Annotated in this window: 13 protein-coding genes; 7 read left to right on the top strand and 6 right to left on the bottom strand. The window is 63.0% G+C overall.

Features of this window, described 5'->3' with window-relative positions:
• Positions 1-290 precede the first annotated feature (290 nt).
• The 5 genes from ACODSV_RS33140 (at position 291) to ACODSV_RS33160 (ending at position 7,043) form a co-directional block, all read left to right on the top strand.
• Positions 291-2,804: a TonB-dependent receptor gene (locus ACODSV_RS33140; RefSeq protein ID WP_150056513.1), complete on the top strand. Its 2,514-nt coding sequence runs from the start codon at positions 291-293 to the stop codon at positions 2,802-2,804.
• Between the two features lie 396 nt (positions 2,805-3,200).
• Entirely contained in the window at positions 3,201-5,066 is a 1,866-nt protein-coding gene (locus ACODSV_RS33145) for a phytase (RefSeq protein WP_150056572.1), read from the top strand.
• Positions 5,067-5,113: 47 nt separating this feature from the next.
• Entirely contained in the window at positions 5,114-5,806 is a 693-nt protein-coding gene (gene tolQ, locus ACODSV_RS33150; RefSeq protein WP_150056571.1) for a protein TolQ, read from the top strand.
• A gap of 14 nt (positions 5,807-5,820) precedes the next feature.
• A complete protein-coding gene (tolR, locus tag ACODSV_RS33155) occupies positions 5,821-6,267 on the top strand; it encodes a protein TolR (RefSeq protein WP_024074880.1) in 447 nt (148 codons plus the stop codon).
• Positions 6,264-7,043: an energy transducer TonB gene (locus ACODSV_RS33160; protein WP_150056517.1), complete on the top strand. Its 780-nt coding sequence runs from the start codon at positions 6,264-6,266 to the stop codon at positions 7,041-7,043. Before tolR ends, ACODSV_RS33160 begins: the two co-directional genes overlap by 4 nt.
• A gap of 266 nt (positions 7,044-7,309) precedes the next feature.
• Here the strand turns inward: ACODSV_RS33160 and ACODSV_RS33165 are convergent, their stop codons facing one another.
• From ACODSV_RS33165 to ACODSV_RS33190, 6 genes are all read right to left on the bottom strand, one after another.
• Positions 7,310-8,257, bottom strand: a complete 948-nt coding sequence (locus tag ACODSV_RS33165) for a D-isomer specific 2-hydroxyacid dehydrogenase family protein (protein ID WP_069076430.1) — start codon at positions 8,255-8,257, stop codon at positions 7,310-7,312.
• A complete protein-coding gene (locus tag ACODSV_RS33170) occupies positions 8,254-9,423 on the bottom strand; it encodes an acyl-CoA dehydrogenase family protein (protein ID WP_150055561.1) in 1,170 nt (389 codons plus the stop codon). The genes ACODSV_RS33165 and ACODSV_RS33170 overlap by 4 nt, the downstream gene beginning before the upstream one ends.
• Positions 9,424-9,433: 10 nt before the next feature.
• A complete protein-coding gene (locus tag ACODSV_RS33175; protein WP_024074884.1) occupies positions 9,434-10,774 on the bottom strand; it encodes an LLM class flavin-dependent oxidoreductase in 1,341 nt (446 codons plus the stop codon).
• A 12-nt stretch (positions 10,775-10,786) separates the two neighbouring features.
• On the bottom strand, positions 10,787-11,761 hold the full coding sequence (locus ACODSV_RS33180; protein ID WP_150055562.1) for an ABC transporter substrate-binding protein: 975 nt from the start codon (positions 11,759-11,761) through the stop codon (positions 10,787-10,789).
• A 271-nt stretch (positions 11,762-12,032) separates the two neighbouring features.
• Positions 12,033-13,616, bottom strand: a complete 1,584-nt coding sequence (locus ACODSV_RS33185; protein ID WP_069076433.1) for a rhodanese-related sulfurtransferase — start codon at positions 13,614-13,616, stop codon at positions 12,033-12,035.
• The gene (locus ACODSV_RS33190) at positions 13,613-14,224 is read right to left on the bottom strand and encodes a cysteine dioxygenase family protein (RefSeq protein WP_102625725.1); all 612 of its coding nucleotides are present in this window, start codon (positions 14,222-14,224) and stop codon (positions 13,613-13,615) included. Before ACODSV_RS33190 ends, ACODSV_RS33185 begins: the two co-directional genes overlap by 4 nt.
• Positions 14,225-14,451: 227 nt before the next feature.
• Here ACODSV_RS33190 and ACODSV_RS33195 point away from each other — a divergent pair, with 227 nt between their 5' ends.
• The gene (locus ACODSV_RS33195) at positions 14,452-15,357 is read left to right on the top strand and encodes a LysR family transcriptional regulator (protein ID WP_024074888.1); all 906 of its coding nucleotides are present in this window, start codon (positions 14,452-14,454) and stop codon (positions 15,355-15,357) included.
• Positions 15,358-15,680: 323 nt separating this feature from the next.
• Complete coding sequence (locus ACODSV_RS33200; RefSeq protein WP_024074890.1) at positions 15,681-16,475, top strand: class II aldolase/adducin family protein; 795 nt, start codon at positions 15,681-15,683, stop codon at positions 16,473-16,475.
• Positions 16,476-16,727 lie beyond the last annotated feature (252 nt).

A 16,727-nucleotide genomic window follows, 5' to 3' on the forward strand; every position in this document is an offset into this window, starting at 1 on the left:
TTTAGATAGTCGTCGGCTCCCGAGCCGTCACGGGAGCAAGCTCCCTCGCCACAGGCTCAGGGCCACGCCAAAGTTGTGTAGATACCCATGGCCATCGGGGGCAAGCCCCCTCCCACAGGGGATCTTCACAGGTCATATCAGCTCATTCCACATCCAGAATCGGGCAAAACCCCCGGTTTATGGGGCTTCGCGCCGATCCCTGTCACAGAACCGTCATCCCCCACCCCTAGCTTGCCCTCCCAGTTGCCGGGCCACTTGCCTGGCGCCAACGGACTCTTGGGGAGGATTTCATGTACAAGCGCACCGGGCTCGTCAGCTTTACGCTTACTGCCTTGGCCCTGGCCATCGCCAGTGAACGGCTCAACGCGGCGGAAGCGGCCACCACCGAACACGTTGAAGTGGTCGGCCAGGCCGCGGCCATCGACAAGGCCCTCAAGGAGCAGCGTTCCTCCGACAGCATCAAGAGCGTGGTGCATGCCGACGGTGTAGCGCAGTTGCCCGACGAAAACGTTGCCGAAGCGGCGCAGCGCCTGCCGGGGATCAGCGTCGAACGTGACCAGGGCGAAGGGCGCTTTGTCAGCGTGCGCGGCCTGGGCCCGGACCTTAACAGCGTGACCATCAACGGTACCCTGGTGCCATCGCCCGAGAGCGAGCGGCGCGCCGTGGCCCTTGATGTGCTGCCCTCGGAACTGGTGCAGTCACTGTCGGTGATCAAGACCCTGACCCCAGACATGGACGCCAACTCCCTGGGCGGTACCGTCGATGTGAAGAGTCTCTCGGCCTTCGACCACAACGGCCTGTTCTACACCGGCAGCACCGAAGCCAGCTACGACAAGAATACCGGGCAGACCAGCCCGAAATTCTCCGGCGCCGCCAGTAACCGTTTCAGCCTCGGCGACGGCATCGACAACTTCGGCGTGGCGGCAGCGCTGAGCTGGCAACAGCGCGACTTCGGCTCGGACAACGTCGAAACCGGCGGCGCGTGGGACTTCAGCCGGGGCGCGCGACTTAACGAGTTCGAACAGCGTGACTACGACATCAGCCGCGAACGCGCCGGCGGTGGCCTGAACTTCGACTACAAGCCCGACGACCTCAGCAGCTACTACCTGCGCACCCTCTACAGCCGCTACAAAGACAGCGAAACCCGCAACTCCACCAGCATTGAATTTGCCGACCCCCAGGCCCCTGGCGAACTGGGCGATGCCGAGGGCAAGCGCAAGCTGAAGAACCGTGAAGAAACCCAGGAAATCCAGTCCTACGTGTTCGGCGGCGAACGCATGCTGGGCCTTTGGACCTTGAGCGGCCAGGCCGGTTACAGCCAGTCCAGCGAAGACAGCCCGGCGCATATCGCAGGCGCCACCTTCGACGGCGGCGACTTTGCCAACAGCGGTTTCTACGACAAGGACAAGCCCCGCCCGATCATCGGCAGCGGCTTCTACGACGCCAGCAACTTCACCCTCGACAAGGTCGACTGGGAAAAGCAGAACACCCGCGACACCGAGAAAAACCTGCGCCTGGACCTGGCCCGCGACTATGACCTGAGCGGTTACGCCTCCCAGGTCAAGTTCGGCGGCAAGGTCAGTCGACGAAACAAGGACAACGACCTTGAGGCCTGGGTCTATAAAGACTTCGACACCCTGGGCTACAGCGCCGACCAGCTCAACCTCACCCAATTCCAGAAGGGCAGCGTCGACTATCGCCTCGGCAACTACGGCCCAGGCATCAGCCCCGGCGCCATCAAGCAGCTGATTGGCAGCCTCAACCCGGCGGATTTCTACGACGAGACCGAATCGCGGGTCAACGATTTCACCATCCGCGAAGACATCAACGCCGGCTACCTGATGAACACCGTCGACATCGACGACTGGCGTTTTATCGCCGGCCTGCGTTACGAAGGTACTGAGTTCGAAGCCAAGGGTACCGGCGCCACCGACGGCCAGTTCACCGCCACCGAGACCAAGCGCCGTTATCACCACTGGCTGCCGGGCCTGCATGCGCGCTACCAGATCGACAAGCACACCCAGGTGCGCGCGGCCTGGACCAAATCGGTGGTGCGCCCGACCTTTGGCCAACTGGCACCGGGCTTTGTGATCGACGATGACGAAGCCACCTTCGGCAACCCGGACCTCAAGCCCCTGGAGTCGAGCAACCTGGACCTGGGCATCGAGCATTTCATGGGCCGCGCGGGGACCGTGTCGGCGTTCGTGTTCTACAAGGACATCAAGCATTTCGTCTACAACACCGACCTCGCCGGCACCGGTGCCTGGGCCAACTTCGCCGAGGCCCATACCTACGCCAACGGCGACAGCGCCAAGCTCTACGGCCTGGAACTGGCCTACTCACAGAAGTTCGACTGGCTGCCCGCACCGTGGAACGGTTTGCTGATCGGTGCCAACAGCACCTTCAGCCGGTCCAGCGCGGATATCGAAGGCTTCGACGCCGCCAGCGGTACGAATCGCAAGCGCACTATCAGCCTGCCCAACCAGTCGGACACCGTCGGCAACCTGATGCTCGGTTGGGAAGACGACACGCTCAGCCTGCGCCTGTCGGCCAACTACAAGTCGGCCTACCTGTATGAGCTGGCGTCGATCAACGACAAGGCCCACGACCTGCACGTCGACGCGCAGACTTTCGTCGATTTCAGCGCGCGTTACTCGCTGACCAAGAACCTGCAAGTCAGCTTCGAGGCCCAGAACCTCACCGACGAGTCGTACTTCGTCTACACCGGCAACCGCAGCTACAACGGCCAATACGAAGAGTACGGCCCGACCTACAAAGTGGGCCTGACCTTCACCCATTTTTGAATTCAACACATGCCCAATGTGGGAGGGGGCTTGCCCCCGATGGGCATAGGTATCTACACAACTTAGGCTCAACGCTGCCCCCCGGCAGACAGGGCTGTTGTGGCGAGCGGGCTTGCCCCGCGTTGGGCTGCGAAGCAGCCCCACTAAGATCACCGCGCTGTTTCAGATAGACCGCGGACTGAGGTTTTAGGGCTGCTGCGCAGCCCAACGCGGGGCAAGCCCGCTCGCCACAGGGAGAGTTCTCAAGGTCTGAAAGTTGCGTAGATACCCATGCCCCGATGGGGGAGTGTCAGTTGATGCATCTGTAGCTGACCCACTGCTATCGGGGGCAAGTCGAGTCGTCGCACCGCCCCTCCCACATTGGATCTCTATTGTTTTTGAAGGATTTGTTTGTTCATGAGACTTTCCAAGCTATACCTGCTGATCGCCCTGGCCACCGGCGGCAATGCGTTCGCCGCCGACATGGCGCTGACCCCTTGGGCACCCAGCCTCAAGGCCGAAGCCGTGGCCTTCCTGCCCAACGCCAGCGAGCGCGTGGCCGCCAGCACCCGTGACGGCCTGCAACTGCTCGACAGCAAAGGCGCCGAACTGGCGCGTTTCAAAGGCAACTTCAGCAGCCTCGACACCCGCGCCGCAGGCCCCCACGTGCTGGTCGCCAGCCTCGACAACGACCGCCAGCAGGCGCTGCTGATCAACCTGGACAGCGCCAGCAAAACCTGGGGCACGCCGGTCTACCTGCCGACCCGCGACTACCCGGTGAATGGCCTGTGCCTGTACCGCGATGCAGCAACCAACCTGTTTGTGTTCCTGGTGGGCGAGGAGGGCAAGGGCGAGCAATGGCTGGTGGGCAACGGCTCGACGTTGCTCGGTGAACCCCAGCGCGTACGCGGTTTGCCGCTGCCGCCGTCGGCGCAGTTCTGCCAGGCGGACGACGCTACCCAGCAGTTGGTGGTGAATGAAGAGAGTGTCGGCTGGTGGGCCTACCCGGCGCACCCGGAAGCCGATGTGAAACGCACCCCGGTGGCGCTGTTCGACAACCCCAAACGCGAAGCCGGGGCCATGGCGCTGGTACCCGGTGGCGTGGTCGCGCTGGACCCAAAGACCGCCCAGTTGCACCTGTTCCAGCAAGCCGGCGAGCGCTGGGTGGAGCAATCGAGCCTGAGCCTGCCGGGCCTGAAAGAGCCGGAACAACTGGCGATCAATGGCCGCCAACTGCTGGTGCGCGATGACGACAGCGGCGCGCTCTACCAGGCCAGGCTCGACTGGCAGGCCAAGCCCGTCGCGGTGGCGCCGCTGCTGCCGGAGGTCGCGGCCTTGCGCCAGAGCGACCCGGTTGGCCGCCAGGGCGATGCGGCGGATGACCCGGCGATCTGGATTCACCCCGAAACACCGGGCAAAAGCCGTGTGCTCGGCACCAACAAAAAGCAAGGCCTGCTCGCCTACGACCTCGACGGCAAGCTGTTGCAGGAACTGGCGGTGGGCCGCCTGAATAACGTCGATGTACGCCCCCGCTTCAAGCTCGGCCAGCAAACGGTCGACCTGGCCGTGGCGAGCAACCGCGATCACAACAGCCTGAGCCTGTTCAGCATCGACCGTCAGAGCGGCGAGCTGCGTGAAGCCGGTGAAGTGCCCACGCCGCTCAAGGAAATCTACGGCATTTGCCTGTTCCAGCCAGCCAGCGGCGAGATCTACGCAATCGCCAACGGCAAGGACGGCACCTTCCTGCAATACCGCCTCAGCGCGCCGGACGGCCGGGTGCAGGGCGAGCTGGTGCGCCAGTTCAAGGTCGACAGCCAACCCGAAGGCTGTGTGGCCGACGACCAGCGCCAGCGCCTGTTTATCGGTGAAGAAGATGTGGGCGTGTGGGCGGTGGATGCGCGTGCCGATCAACCGGCGACCTTGACCAGCGTGATCAAGGTCGGCCCACAGTTGCATGCGGATGTCGAAGGCCTGGCGCTGTACCAGAGCGATAAGCATGACTACCTGGTGATCTCGAGCCAAGGCAATGACAGCTACCTGGTGGTGGATGCCGAGCCGCCGTTTGCCGTGCATGGCGGCTTCCGCGTCGGCTTGAACGCCGCTGCCGGGATCGACGGCGCTTCGGAAACCGATGGCCTGGAAGTCACCGCCATCAACCTCGGCGGGCCGTGGAGCCAAGGCATGCTGGTGGTGCAGGACGGGCGCAAGCGCATGCCCGAGCAAACCCAGAACTTCAAGTTCGTGCCCTGGGCCGAGGTCACCCGCGCATTGAAATTGCCGTGAACCGTCATCAACCGGTCATCACTTTTTAATCGAATGGGAGATTCACTATGCACGCGACGATGGAACATATGACGATCTGGGGCTTGATCAGCGACGCCAGCCTGTTGGTCAAGGCGGTCATGGTCACCTTGCTGTTGGCGTCCTTGCTCAGCTGGTACCTGATTATCCAACGCGGCAGTGTGCTGCGCCGCCTGGAACGGCAGTTGAACGGTTTTGTGCAACGCTTTCGCGCCGCGCCGGACTTGCAGGCGCTGTACCGCGACACGTTGCAGGCGGGCGAGGGCGGCGTGGCGCCGATCTTTATCGCCGGGGTCCAGGAATACCAGCACCTGCACAGCCATGATGCGCAGGTGCTCGAAGGCGTCGAGCGGGCCTTGCAGGTAGCGATCACCGAGCAGGAAATCGAGCTGGAAAAGGGCCTGCAATTTCTCGCCACCGTGGGGTCGGTCAGCCCGTATATCGGTCTGTTCGGCACGGTGTGGGGCATCATGAATTCCTTTATCGGCCTTTCCCAGGTGCAGCAGGCCACGTTGTCCACCGTAGCGCCGGGCATCGCCGAAGCCTTGATCGCCACGGCCATCGGCCTGTTTGCCGCCATCCCGGCGGTGATCGCCTATAACCGCTTCGCGGCGCGCGGCCAGACTCTGCTCACCCGTTACTACGCGTTTGGCAATGAGCTGCAAGTGCGCCTGCACCGCAGCCTGTGCGGTGCCGCGATCAACCTGGCCGTGGCCGCCTGAACAGGAGCGCTCCCATGTTAGTAAGGCCGCAACGCAAGCACGGGCCCAAGGCCGAGATGAACGTGGTGCCGTATATCGATGTGATGCTGGTGCTGCTGGTGATCTTCATGGTGACCGCGCCGATGTTGACCCAGGGCGTGAAGATCGAACTGCCCAAGGTCGCCGCCGAGGCGTTGGCCACCGACACCCGCCAGCAGATCCTCACGCTGTCGGTAAAGGCCGACGGTGGCTATTACTGGAACCTCGGCGGCGAACTCGATACCCAACACCAGACCGACAGCGCCGTGAGCCTGGAGGAAATGGGCGCCAAGGTCATGCAGGTGGTGGCCGCGCGCAGCGATACCCAGGTCTACATCCGCGCCGACGACAACGCCGGTTACGGCCGTGTGGTCGCGGCCATGGCGGTGTTGCAGAAGGGCGGGGTCAGCAACCTGGGGCTGGTGACCGAGGCCCCGCAATGACGGCGATGATCATGCACAGTCCGACCCTGCCGATGGCGCCCCGGGATGCTTCGGGGTTTTGCAGAAACAGCCTCGCCGCCAGCCTGGCGGTGGCGCTGCACGTGGGCGTGCTGGCCGCGTTGATGCTGGGCTGGTCGACGGAAAAGCCCGTGGTGGATGCCCCTCGGGTGATGCACACGCAGCTGGTCATGCTGCCACCGGCGCCAGCGCCCGAGCCTGAACCGGTGGTGGCCGCGCCCGCACCGTCGGAGCCGCTGGTGGTACCGGCCCCGGCAAAGCCCACGGTCGACCCGCAGATCCAGGCGCAAAAACTCGAGAAAGCCGCCTTGGCGCGTAAACGCGTCGAAGACAAGAAAATCGAGCAGCAGCAGGAACGCCTGGCCACCGAACAACGCCACCGCGAGCTGGAACAACAGCGCCTCGATCAGCAACGCCTGGCTGCTGAAAAAGCCCGAGCTGCTACCCCAGCCCCAGCCCCAGCCCCAGCCCCGGCAGCGGCCTTCGACAGCCGCCAATACCAACCCCTGAGCAAGGAGGCACCGGACTATCCCGAACGCGCCCTGGACAAGCACATCGAAGGCGACTGCTCGGTGGAATACACCGTCAACCCCCAGGGCCGGGTAGAAAACCCCAAGGTGCTGGACGGCTGCCACCCCTTGTTTATCCGGCCTTCATTGGCGGCGGCGAATACTTTCCGTTACCAGCCGCGGATCGTCGAAGGCAAGGCCGTGGCCGTACCAGCGGTGCGCAACACCTTCCACTACCGCATCAAATAAGATTTTCCAATGGACACAGGCCCCCTGTGGGAGGGGTGGCAAGCCCTAATGAGGAACACTGTAACTGTGGCGGGCGGACTTGTTGTGGTAATCGGGCTTGTTGTGGCGAGCGGGCTTGCCCCGCGTTGGGCTGCGAAGCGGCCCCAAAACCAGGCAGCGCGGTGTGTCAGTTAAAAACACATCGCCTGTGATGGGGCTGCTTCGCAGCCCAACGCGGGGCAAGCCCGCTCGCCACAACAAGCCCTCTCCCACATGGTTGAACGGCGTCAGGCGTTAGCTAGATTCGATAGTTCGATACCTGAAACGTAGCGTTCCAGATTCGCCAGGAACGTATCGGCAATCTCGTTGCGGCTATTGGTCGAGATCGCCGAGGTGTGCGGCGATAACCGCACCCGTGGGTGGCTGTACAGCGGGTGCCCATCCGGCAGCGGCTCCGGCTCGGTCACGTCAAGCGATGCCAGGCCGACCTGGCCGTTATCCAACGCCTCCAACAACGCCTCCTGATCCAGCAACCCACCGCGTGCGATGTTGATCAGGTGCAGCCCCGGCTTGGCGCTGCCCAGCACATCACGGTTGATGATATGCCGCGTGGCCTCCGTCAGCGGCGCTGCCACCACCAAGTGGTCGGCGCGGGCGAACAGGTCATGGATATCCGCCGCCGCCTGCACACCGTCAACACCCAACGGCGTCGAACGGTGGCGCAGCGCGACCACCTTGATGCCCAGGCCCAGGGCTTTGTGCGCCAGGCTTTGGCCAATTGCGCCGAAGCCGAGGATGCCCAGGGTGGTGCCCTTGAGCGGACGCAGGGCGGTGAAGTTCCATTGCGAGTCCTTCACCCAGATGTCCGGCAAATGCTTGGAGGCGGCAAAGATCGCCGCCAGGGCGAACTCGGCCAGGTTGTCGGCGGCGCTGCCCCGGGAGGTGGTCACCGGCGGGCCGTTGAACAGCCATTGCGGGTAGAAGTCGATACCCGATGAGACCAGGTGCACCCATTGCGCACCATAGGGCCAGCCCGGCGGCGGGGTGTCCGGTGCCGTGTAGCCGTGCACGTTGATCGGGCGCAGCAGCAGGATATTCGCCTGGGGCGGCAGGTCGCCTGGCACGCCCACCGGCACGCCGATCACCTGGGCTTGAGGGTGGATCGCAGTGACGCGCGCGCGGATCACGTCGTTGTAGTCTTCGCCCAGTTGGCTGGCAATAATCACCTGACTCATGTTCGTTCCTTCTGGCGTTGGGCGAAGACGGCTTTGCCGACGCCTTGCAGCACGGCGTCGTTCTGTGGGGTATGCACGCGGCTGCACAGCACGTCGCGGTAATGCCGTTGCAGCGGGCTGTGTCGCGACAGGCCGGGGTTGCCGGAAGCCTCAATGGCCAGCTCCACCGCACGGATGGCGTTACCGGTCACCAGGTACTTCAATTGAGCCGCATTGGCTGCCGGGGTGTGGCCTTCGGCGGCAGCGTCCAACAGGCTGCGGTTGGCAAACAACAGGGTGTCGATATGCCCAACGGTTTCCTGGAAACGCGGCAGGGTGGACAGCGCCGCGCCGAGGTTGGACGGCGTGCGTTCTTCCAGCCAATTCACCAGCCAGTCCCGCGCGGCCTGGGCCACGGCGTCATACACCGAGGACAACAACACCGACATCCATAGGAAATCCTCGCTATCCAGCTCGGACTTTGGCGCGCTCCAGGGGCTGACGCTGACGGCGTGATCCAGCGGTACCAGCACGTTGTCGAGCACCACTTCATGGCTGCAAGTGGCGCGCATGCCCAAGTGGTCCCAGGTGTCGATGATGCTCACGCCGGGGCTGTCCTTGGGCACCAGCCAGATGCCCACCAGTGGGTCTGGGTCATCGCTGCGTGCCCATACGCTGAACCAGCTCAGGCCATGGCTGCCGGTGGAGTAGATCTTGCGCCCGCTGATGCGCCAGCCATCAACGGTGCGCACCGCCGTGGTCGCCGGCAGGCCCCCGCGGGCCGGGGTGCCGAGGTCGGGTTCGACGCGCAGGGCATTGATCAGCGCGCCGTTGCGTACCGCCTCTTCGGCGACTCGCACGCGCAGGTGCCGGGGCCAGGTCTTGCTGTCTTGCAGGCGGGTGTGTTGCAGGTACTGCATGACCAGGATCAGTGCAGTGGACGGTTCACCCTTGGCAATCGCGCTGATCGCTTTGCGCGCCTGGGGCAGGCTGGCACCGCCGCCACCGAGGGCCTTGGGCACGGTGAGGGCGAGCAGGCCATGTTCATGCAGCAACGTGAAATTGTCGTGGGGGAAGGCACCGCTTTCGTCGTACAGGTGCGCGGTGCTGGCCAGCTCGGCGCCGAGGCGTTCGAGCAGGGCATCGAAGTGGGCGACTTCCACGGAGCGTAGAGACGGTTGGGTCATAAGAATGTACTCAGGCCAGGGCCTTTTCGGGGGCGTCGATCACGCTGTAGCGGTTGGCCGGTACGTCCAGGCCGAGATTGTCGCGCAGGGTCTGGCCGCTGTACTCGGTGCGGAACAGGCCGCGCTGTTGGAGCACCGGCACCACCAGCTCGGTGAAGTACTGCAAGCCATCCGGCAGTACCGAATTGACGATAAAACCATCGCTGGCGCCAGTCTCGAACCAGGTCTGGATCGCATCGGCGACCTGCTCCGGGGTGCCGACGAAATCACGCTTGGGCCGTGAGAACCGCAGGGCCACTTCGCGCAGGGTCAACCCTTCGTCCCTGGCCAGTTGCTTGATGCGGTCCGAGCCGCCTTTCTGGCTGTTGGAGCCCAGGTCGCCGAGTTCCGGGAAGGGGGCGTCCAGGGGGTACTGGCTGAAGTCATGGTCATTGAACGGGCGGCCAAGGGCGACGATCGCATCTTCCACGGTGACCAGGTCCACGGCCTGCTGATAGCGGCTTTCCACTTCGGCCTCGTCGCGGCCGACAATCGGGCGGATGCCCGGCAGGATAGACAGGCTGTCGGCGTCGCGGCCAAAGCCTTTGGCTCGACGTTTGAGGTCCTGGGTATAGGCCAGGCCTTCTTCGATGCTCTCCACGTGCACAAAGATGGCGTCGGCGTTCTGCGCCGCAAAGTTACGCCCATCTTCGGACGTGCCCGCCTGGAAAATCACCGGTTGGCCCTGGCGCGAGCGCGCAATGTTCAGCGGGCCTTTTACCGAGAAAAACTCGCCCTTGTGGTTCAGCGCATGCAGCTTGCTCGGCGTAAAGAATTCGCCGCTTTGCTTGTTGTAGGCAAAGGCGTCGTCTTCCCAGGAATCCCACAGGCCCTTGACCACGTTGAGGTGTTCCTTGGCGATGCGATAGCGCACGGCGTGCGGCGGGTGCTCTACCTTGCCGAAGTTGTCGGCGGTGCCGCTGAGCCACGAGGTGACCACGTTCCAACCGGCACGACCGCCGCTGATATGGTCCAGCGACGCGAACTGGCGCGCGACCTGATAGGGCTCGGTGTAGCTGACGGTCACGGTGGCGACCAGGCCGATGTGCGTGGTCAGTGCCGCGAGGGCCGAGAGGATGGTCAGCGGCTCGAAACGGTTGAGGTAATGCGGGCTGGACTTGGCGTGGATGTGAAGGCTGTCGGCGATGAACACGAAGTCGAACTTGGCCGCTTCGGCGAGCTCGGTCTGCTGCTTGTAGAAGCCGAAATTCGTGCTGGCGTTGGGTTGCGCCTGCGGGTGGCGCCATTCGCCCCAACCGTGGCCGACACCGTGGACCATGGCCCCCAATTTCAATTGACGTGGCTTGCTCATGTTTTCTGCTCCTTAGCGCGAGGCTTGATTGTTGGGGGCACGCTTGGCGTTAAAGCTCTTGTCGAAGCCCTGGGACACGTCGATGTGCCTGGTCAGCAGGCCTTCTTGTTGGTAGGTGTCGGCGGTGGCTTGCAGGCCACTGATCACGCTGTCGTCAATCAGCACCGGGCTCAGGCGGGTCTCCTTGGCCACGGCCACATGCACGGCCAGCGGCAGCCCGGTGATTTTGGCCTGGGCGGCGGCGTACTCGTTGGGGTGGGTATTGGCCCAGGCGTAGGCGCGGTCGACGCGGGCGACAAAGTCATCCAACTGCGTGCGCTTGTCGGCGATGGCCTGGCTGGTGGCGGCAAGGTACAGATGGTTGCTCAACAGCGTGTTGCCGCTGGCCACGATCCGCGCCTGGCTTTGTGAGGTGACCACCGTGGTGTAAGGGTCCCAGGTCGACCAGGCGTCGACGGTACCGTTATCCAGCACCAGGCGCGACTCGCTGGGCAACAGGAAAATGAACTGCACATCCTTGGTGGTCAGGCCGGCCGTGGCCAGGGCCTTGATCACCAGGTAGTGGCCGATGGACCCGCGTCCGGTCACGATTTTCTTGCCCTTGAGGTCGGCCACTGTCTTGATCGGCGAATCCTTGGGCACCAGCAGGGCGGTGGTGTTACGCCCTTCGGCGTGGATGATGCTGACCACCTTGAGCGACGCTCCGGCCCCCAAGGCAAACACGTAGGGTGCGTCACCCAAGGCGCCGATATCCACGGCCCCGGCATTCAAGGCTTCGCCCAGGGGCGAAGCGGACGGGAACTCCGACCACTGGATTTCATAAGGCACGTTTTTCGCCTCGCCCGAGACTTCCAGCAGCGTCTTGATCGTCGATTTCTGGTTGGCCACCCGTAGCGGTTGCAGGTCGGCGGCGTGGGCGCTGGTGGCCAGGCCAAGGGCCAGGGCGGTGCTCAGGAGCAGGCGCTTGAATGGGGTAGTTAAGACCATGGGATGCAGGCTCCAGGCAGATCAGAAAAAGGTTTGGCTACCTCCGCCTGGAGAAGGGGTCGGTGAGGAGTTCACGTTATGCTCATAAAAACATACTGTGAAGTTCTTTTTGGTTATATGTTAATTATTAAAATAACTGATTATGTGTTTATTGATTATTCTAAAATTGCATGGATTAACCCTGAGGTGGATGCGGTCCATGTGGGAGAGGCGGTGCGACGATTCGACTTGCTTCCTCCCACAGGGATCTGTGCCGGGTATGGAAAAGTGATCAGATCACATAGAACCCATGGGTGCCGTCGCGGGCCAGTTGGTCGACTAAACCGAACTCCCAGTCCAGGTAGGCCTGCATGGCTTCCTTGGGGTTGTCCGTGCCTTCGTAAGGGCGGCGGTAGCGGTCGATACGCGGTGAGGCCAGGTGGGTTTCACCTTCTTCCAGCGGCAGTTGCGCGTTGATCCAGCCAGCGGTGCCGTCTTGCAGCAGGAACACTTGCTTGCCGGTGATGGCTTCGACTTCGGCCACGGCCAGGCGCGCCAGTTGGCTGCTGCCGCAGGTCAGCACGTAGCGCTGGGCGGCCGGCACCTTGGCCAGCGCCTGGGGCAGTTGCGCGCGCAAGGCCCACCAGGCACCAGGGATATGGCGTTTGACGTAGTTGGCGCTGGCGGTGAAATCCAGTACCGCCGTGTCGCCATGGGCCAGCCACTCGGCGAGGGTGTGCGGGCTGATCAGTTCGGCCTGGGGCGGTGCGGGCACCGGCGCGACCCAGGCGCCATGCTCGCTGAAATCTGCGGCTTGCAGGCCGTCCAGCACATGCACTTCCCAGCCCAGTTGGGCCAGCCATGAAGCCGACATATTGGCGCGCACACCGTCATCATCGACCAGTACCAGGCGTGCACCGCGCACGCTGGCAACGTGATCGGTTTCCTGCACCAACTGCCCACCTGGGGTCGAGCGCGCGCCGCGCAGGTGGCCGGCTTCGAATTCCTCCGGGGTGCGCACATCGAACAGGTAGGTGGTACGGGACGCCTGCTGTTGCCAGCGGTGCAGGTCGGCGAGGGTGGCGCGGCCGACGCGGGCCTTGTCAGCCACACGCCGCGCATCCGCGGCGGCGACCTGGCGGTGGGCTTCCGAGGTCGGGGCGAAGCGTCGCGACTGACCATGGGCGAGCTTCTGCCCGGCCAACGTCCAGCCGATGGTGCCGTTGCGCAGGGCCGAGACCGGGTTGGCCACGCCGGCGTTGATCAGTGACTGCGTGCCGATAATGCTGCGGGTGCGTCCGGCGCAGTTGACGATGATGCGGGTGGCCGGGTCCGGCGCCAGCTCACGGACGCGCAACACCAGTTCGGCACCCGGCACGCTGATGCCGGTGGGGATGCTCATTGTCTGGTATTCATCAAAACGGCGCGCGTCGAGCACCACCACATCGGCTTGGCTGTCGAGCAGCGCCTGCACGTCTTCAGCGGCCAGGGACGGCGTGTGACGTTCACTTTCGACCAGCTCGCCAAACGCCTTGCTCGGCACGTTGACGTCGATAAACAGCTCGCCACCGGCCTTGCGCCAGCCGTCGAGCCCACCCTCGAGCAGGCTGACCTGGGTATAGCCCAGCGCGAGCAAACGTTCGGCCGCGCGGGCGGCCAGCCCTTCACCGTTGTCGTAGACGGTGACCTGGGTATCCCGGCGCGGAATGCGCGAGTACACCTCAAGCTCCAGCTTCGACAGCGGGATATTCGCGGCGAACAGGGGGTGGGATTCGGCAAACGGTGCTTCTTCGCGCACGTCTACCAGGGCGACTTCTTCACGGTCCAACAGGGCCTGGCGAATCTGGGCGTAGCTGCGGGTGGATACGGTGCTCATAGGGCAGGGCTCTTTTCTTTGGACAAATCCCAGATATTCGGGAGGAAGGCATTGGAATAGCCGGAGATAAACAGTTTCTCGCTGCCGTCGGGCTGGTACACCGCGCGGCGCACGGCACCGATATTGGCGCCGTACACATGAATGCTGATCGACACTTGGTCGCTGTGGGCATTGCTGACTTGATGGATGTCGCCGATCTTGGGCGATACCGCCTCGACCTGGCCCGGCACCAACTGGACCGGCTTGCCTTCGGCGACCAGGCGCCCGTCGGGCGCGCGCTCGAAGCCCTGGGAAAACTCCGCACCGCGCAACATGCCGATCAGCCCCCACACCCGATGGTCATGAATCGGCGTGCTTTGCCCCGGCCCCCACACAAAACTGACGATGCTGAACCGCTGGCGCGAATCGGCGTGCAGCAAAAATTGCTGATAGCGCTCGGGGTCGGGTTGGGCGAACTCATCGGGGAGCCAGTCGTCATGGCTGACCAGTTGCGCCAGCAGCTTGCCGCCACGGTGTAACAGGTCGCCTTCGCGTGGATTGCCGTCGATCAATTCCGCCAGGGCGCCTATGAAGGCTCTGAGTCTCTCGGGGTGCTTGGCTTGGGTCATGACAATTCCATCGGATACGTTTGATAGGAATGGGTTGATGGGTTTATATAAGCATAATGTTTATAGTTAATATGCTATTTTTTAATGATTAGCTTATAGCTGCAGGTAATTTAGAACCGGTCTGAATAGCGTTAGACGTTATCGATCACACGCTGGGCTATCCAGATAACCGTCCTGCAACTATGCTTTGCACACATCTTAATGACTGTTCTCTATGTGCGGCCCAAATGAAAATTGACGATATCGATGCCTTTGTCGAAGTGATTCGTTGCCAGTCCATCAGCCATGCCGCCGAGTCGTTGCAACTGACCCAGCCGGCCATCACCCGCCGCGTGCAGAACTTCGAGCAGGCGCTGGGCGTGGAGTTGTTCGACCGCAACACCAAGCCGCTCAAGCCTACGTTGATCGGCACCCGCGTCTATGAACAGTGCCGGTTGATCCTGCGCGAGATGGACGCCCTGCGCGAATTGGTCGCCACCGACGCACCGCCCACCGGCCTGTTACGCCTGGGCGTGCCGCAGACCATTGGTGACGTGGTGCTGCTCGATGCACTCAAGCACCTGCGCAGCGAATACCCCGACTTGCGCGCCCAGGTCGCCACTGGCTGGGGCAGCCAACTGGTGGGCAAGATCGAGCGCGGTGAGTTGGACGCGGCGGCGGCCCTGTTTCCGGCGGGCAAGATTTTCCCCGACAACGTGGTCGGCGAGTCCATCGGCAAGATGGAACTGGTGGTGGTCTGCGCCAAGGCCCAACTGCCGAAGAAGCCCTGCAAGCTGGCGGACGTGTACCAGAACGGTTGGATCCTCAACCCGGATGGCTGCGGTTTCCGCGCCGGTTTGCAGCGCACCTTGTCCGATCAAGGCCTGGCCCTGCGGGTCAACCTGGAGACGTTCGGCACCGAGTTGCAACTGGGCCTGGTGGCCGACGGGTTGGGCTTGGGCCTGGTGCCGCGGCCCTTGCTGGAGCGCAGTGCCCACCGCGAGCAACTGGCGGTGATGCCGCTCAAGGATTTCAAGCCGGTGATGGATTTGTGGCTGATCTACCCGCACTTCCTCGGTAACTTGCAGGGACCGGTGGACGCGTTTGGCAAACTGGTGGCGGCGTCCCTGCATAAGATCCGCAACGCAGCCTGATCCATGTGGGAGGGGGCTTGCCCCTGATTGCGGTGTATCAGTCAGCTCGTCTGTCGCTGACCCACTGCCATCGGGGGCAAGCCCCCTCCCACATTTGGACTGTGCAAGCCTTCAAGGCATTCTTGGCATTCACTGCCTTGGGCAACAGCTCCGGTTTGACTGGGTGTATAGAGATCAAAAATGTGGGAGGGGGCTTTGTGTTGGTGGTGTGGGTGTTATGAAAAAAAATAATAATTAGCTTAGATTAAAATGTGCTTTTTATTATTTTTTTCCATCCCCTAGGCTTGCTTGGAAGTCCTTAAGGCCATCCAGGAAGTTTTGCCATGAGCAGCGTCACCCCGATTTCCAGCGTTTCCAACCATGTTCGCCAGCGTGTCACTCCCGAAGAATGGGACGTGCGCGTCAAACTGGCCGCCGCTTACCGGCTGGCGGCCGTGTACAAGTGGACCGACCACATCTACACCCACTTCTCCGCCCGTGTACCGGGGCCGCACGAGCACTTCCTGATCAACGCCTTCGGGCTATTGTTCGATGAAATCAGTGCCTCCAACCTGGTCAAGGTCGACCTCGACGGTACCATCGTCGACGACCCTACCGGCTTGGGCATCAACTACGCCGGCTACGTGATCCACAGTGCCATCCACGGCGCACGCCATGACCTGCACGCTGTGTTGCATACCCACACCCGCGACGGCATTGCGGTGTCGGCGCAGAAGGACGGCCTGTTGCCGATCTCCCAGCACTCCATCGGCTTCTCGGGGCGGGTGGCCTACCACGGTTATGAAGGCGTGGCCCTCGACCTCGACGAACGTGAGCGCCTGGTGGCCGACCTGGGCGACAAGAGCGTGATGATCCTGCGTAACCATGGGCTGCTGACCGCGGGTGTCAGCGTTGAACATGCGTTTCAACAGCTGCAACAGCTGGAGCGCGCGTGCAATATCCAGGTCGCGGCGCAGGCAGCGGGGAATGCGGAGTTGATCTTCCCGCCGGCTGAAGTGGTGGCGAAGGTCGAGCAACAGGCCAAGGCGTTTGCCAGCGGCGAGGGGCCGGGTGTGGCGCGGCATTGGAATGCGCTGATTCGGCAGTTGGAGCGCAACGATACCGACTATAAGAACTGATCCGGAGCCTGGTGAAGATCAAAGTGTGGGAGGGGCGGTGCGACGATTCGACTTGCCCCCCCGATAGCAGTGGGTCAGTGACAGATGAGCTGACTGATACACCGCCATCGGGGCATGGGTATCTACACAACTTTCGGGGGTCTGTGGTGAGGGAGCTTGGTCCCGTGGCGGCCTTAGGGCCGACCGCTTTTTGGGGGTTGGGTGAGTACATATCCGTTGCTGCGGTAACGGCCACTTAGGGTTCCGCCCTTA

This window comes from Pseudomonas sp. FG86 (assembly GCF_057808775.1).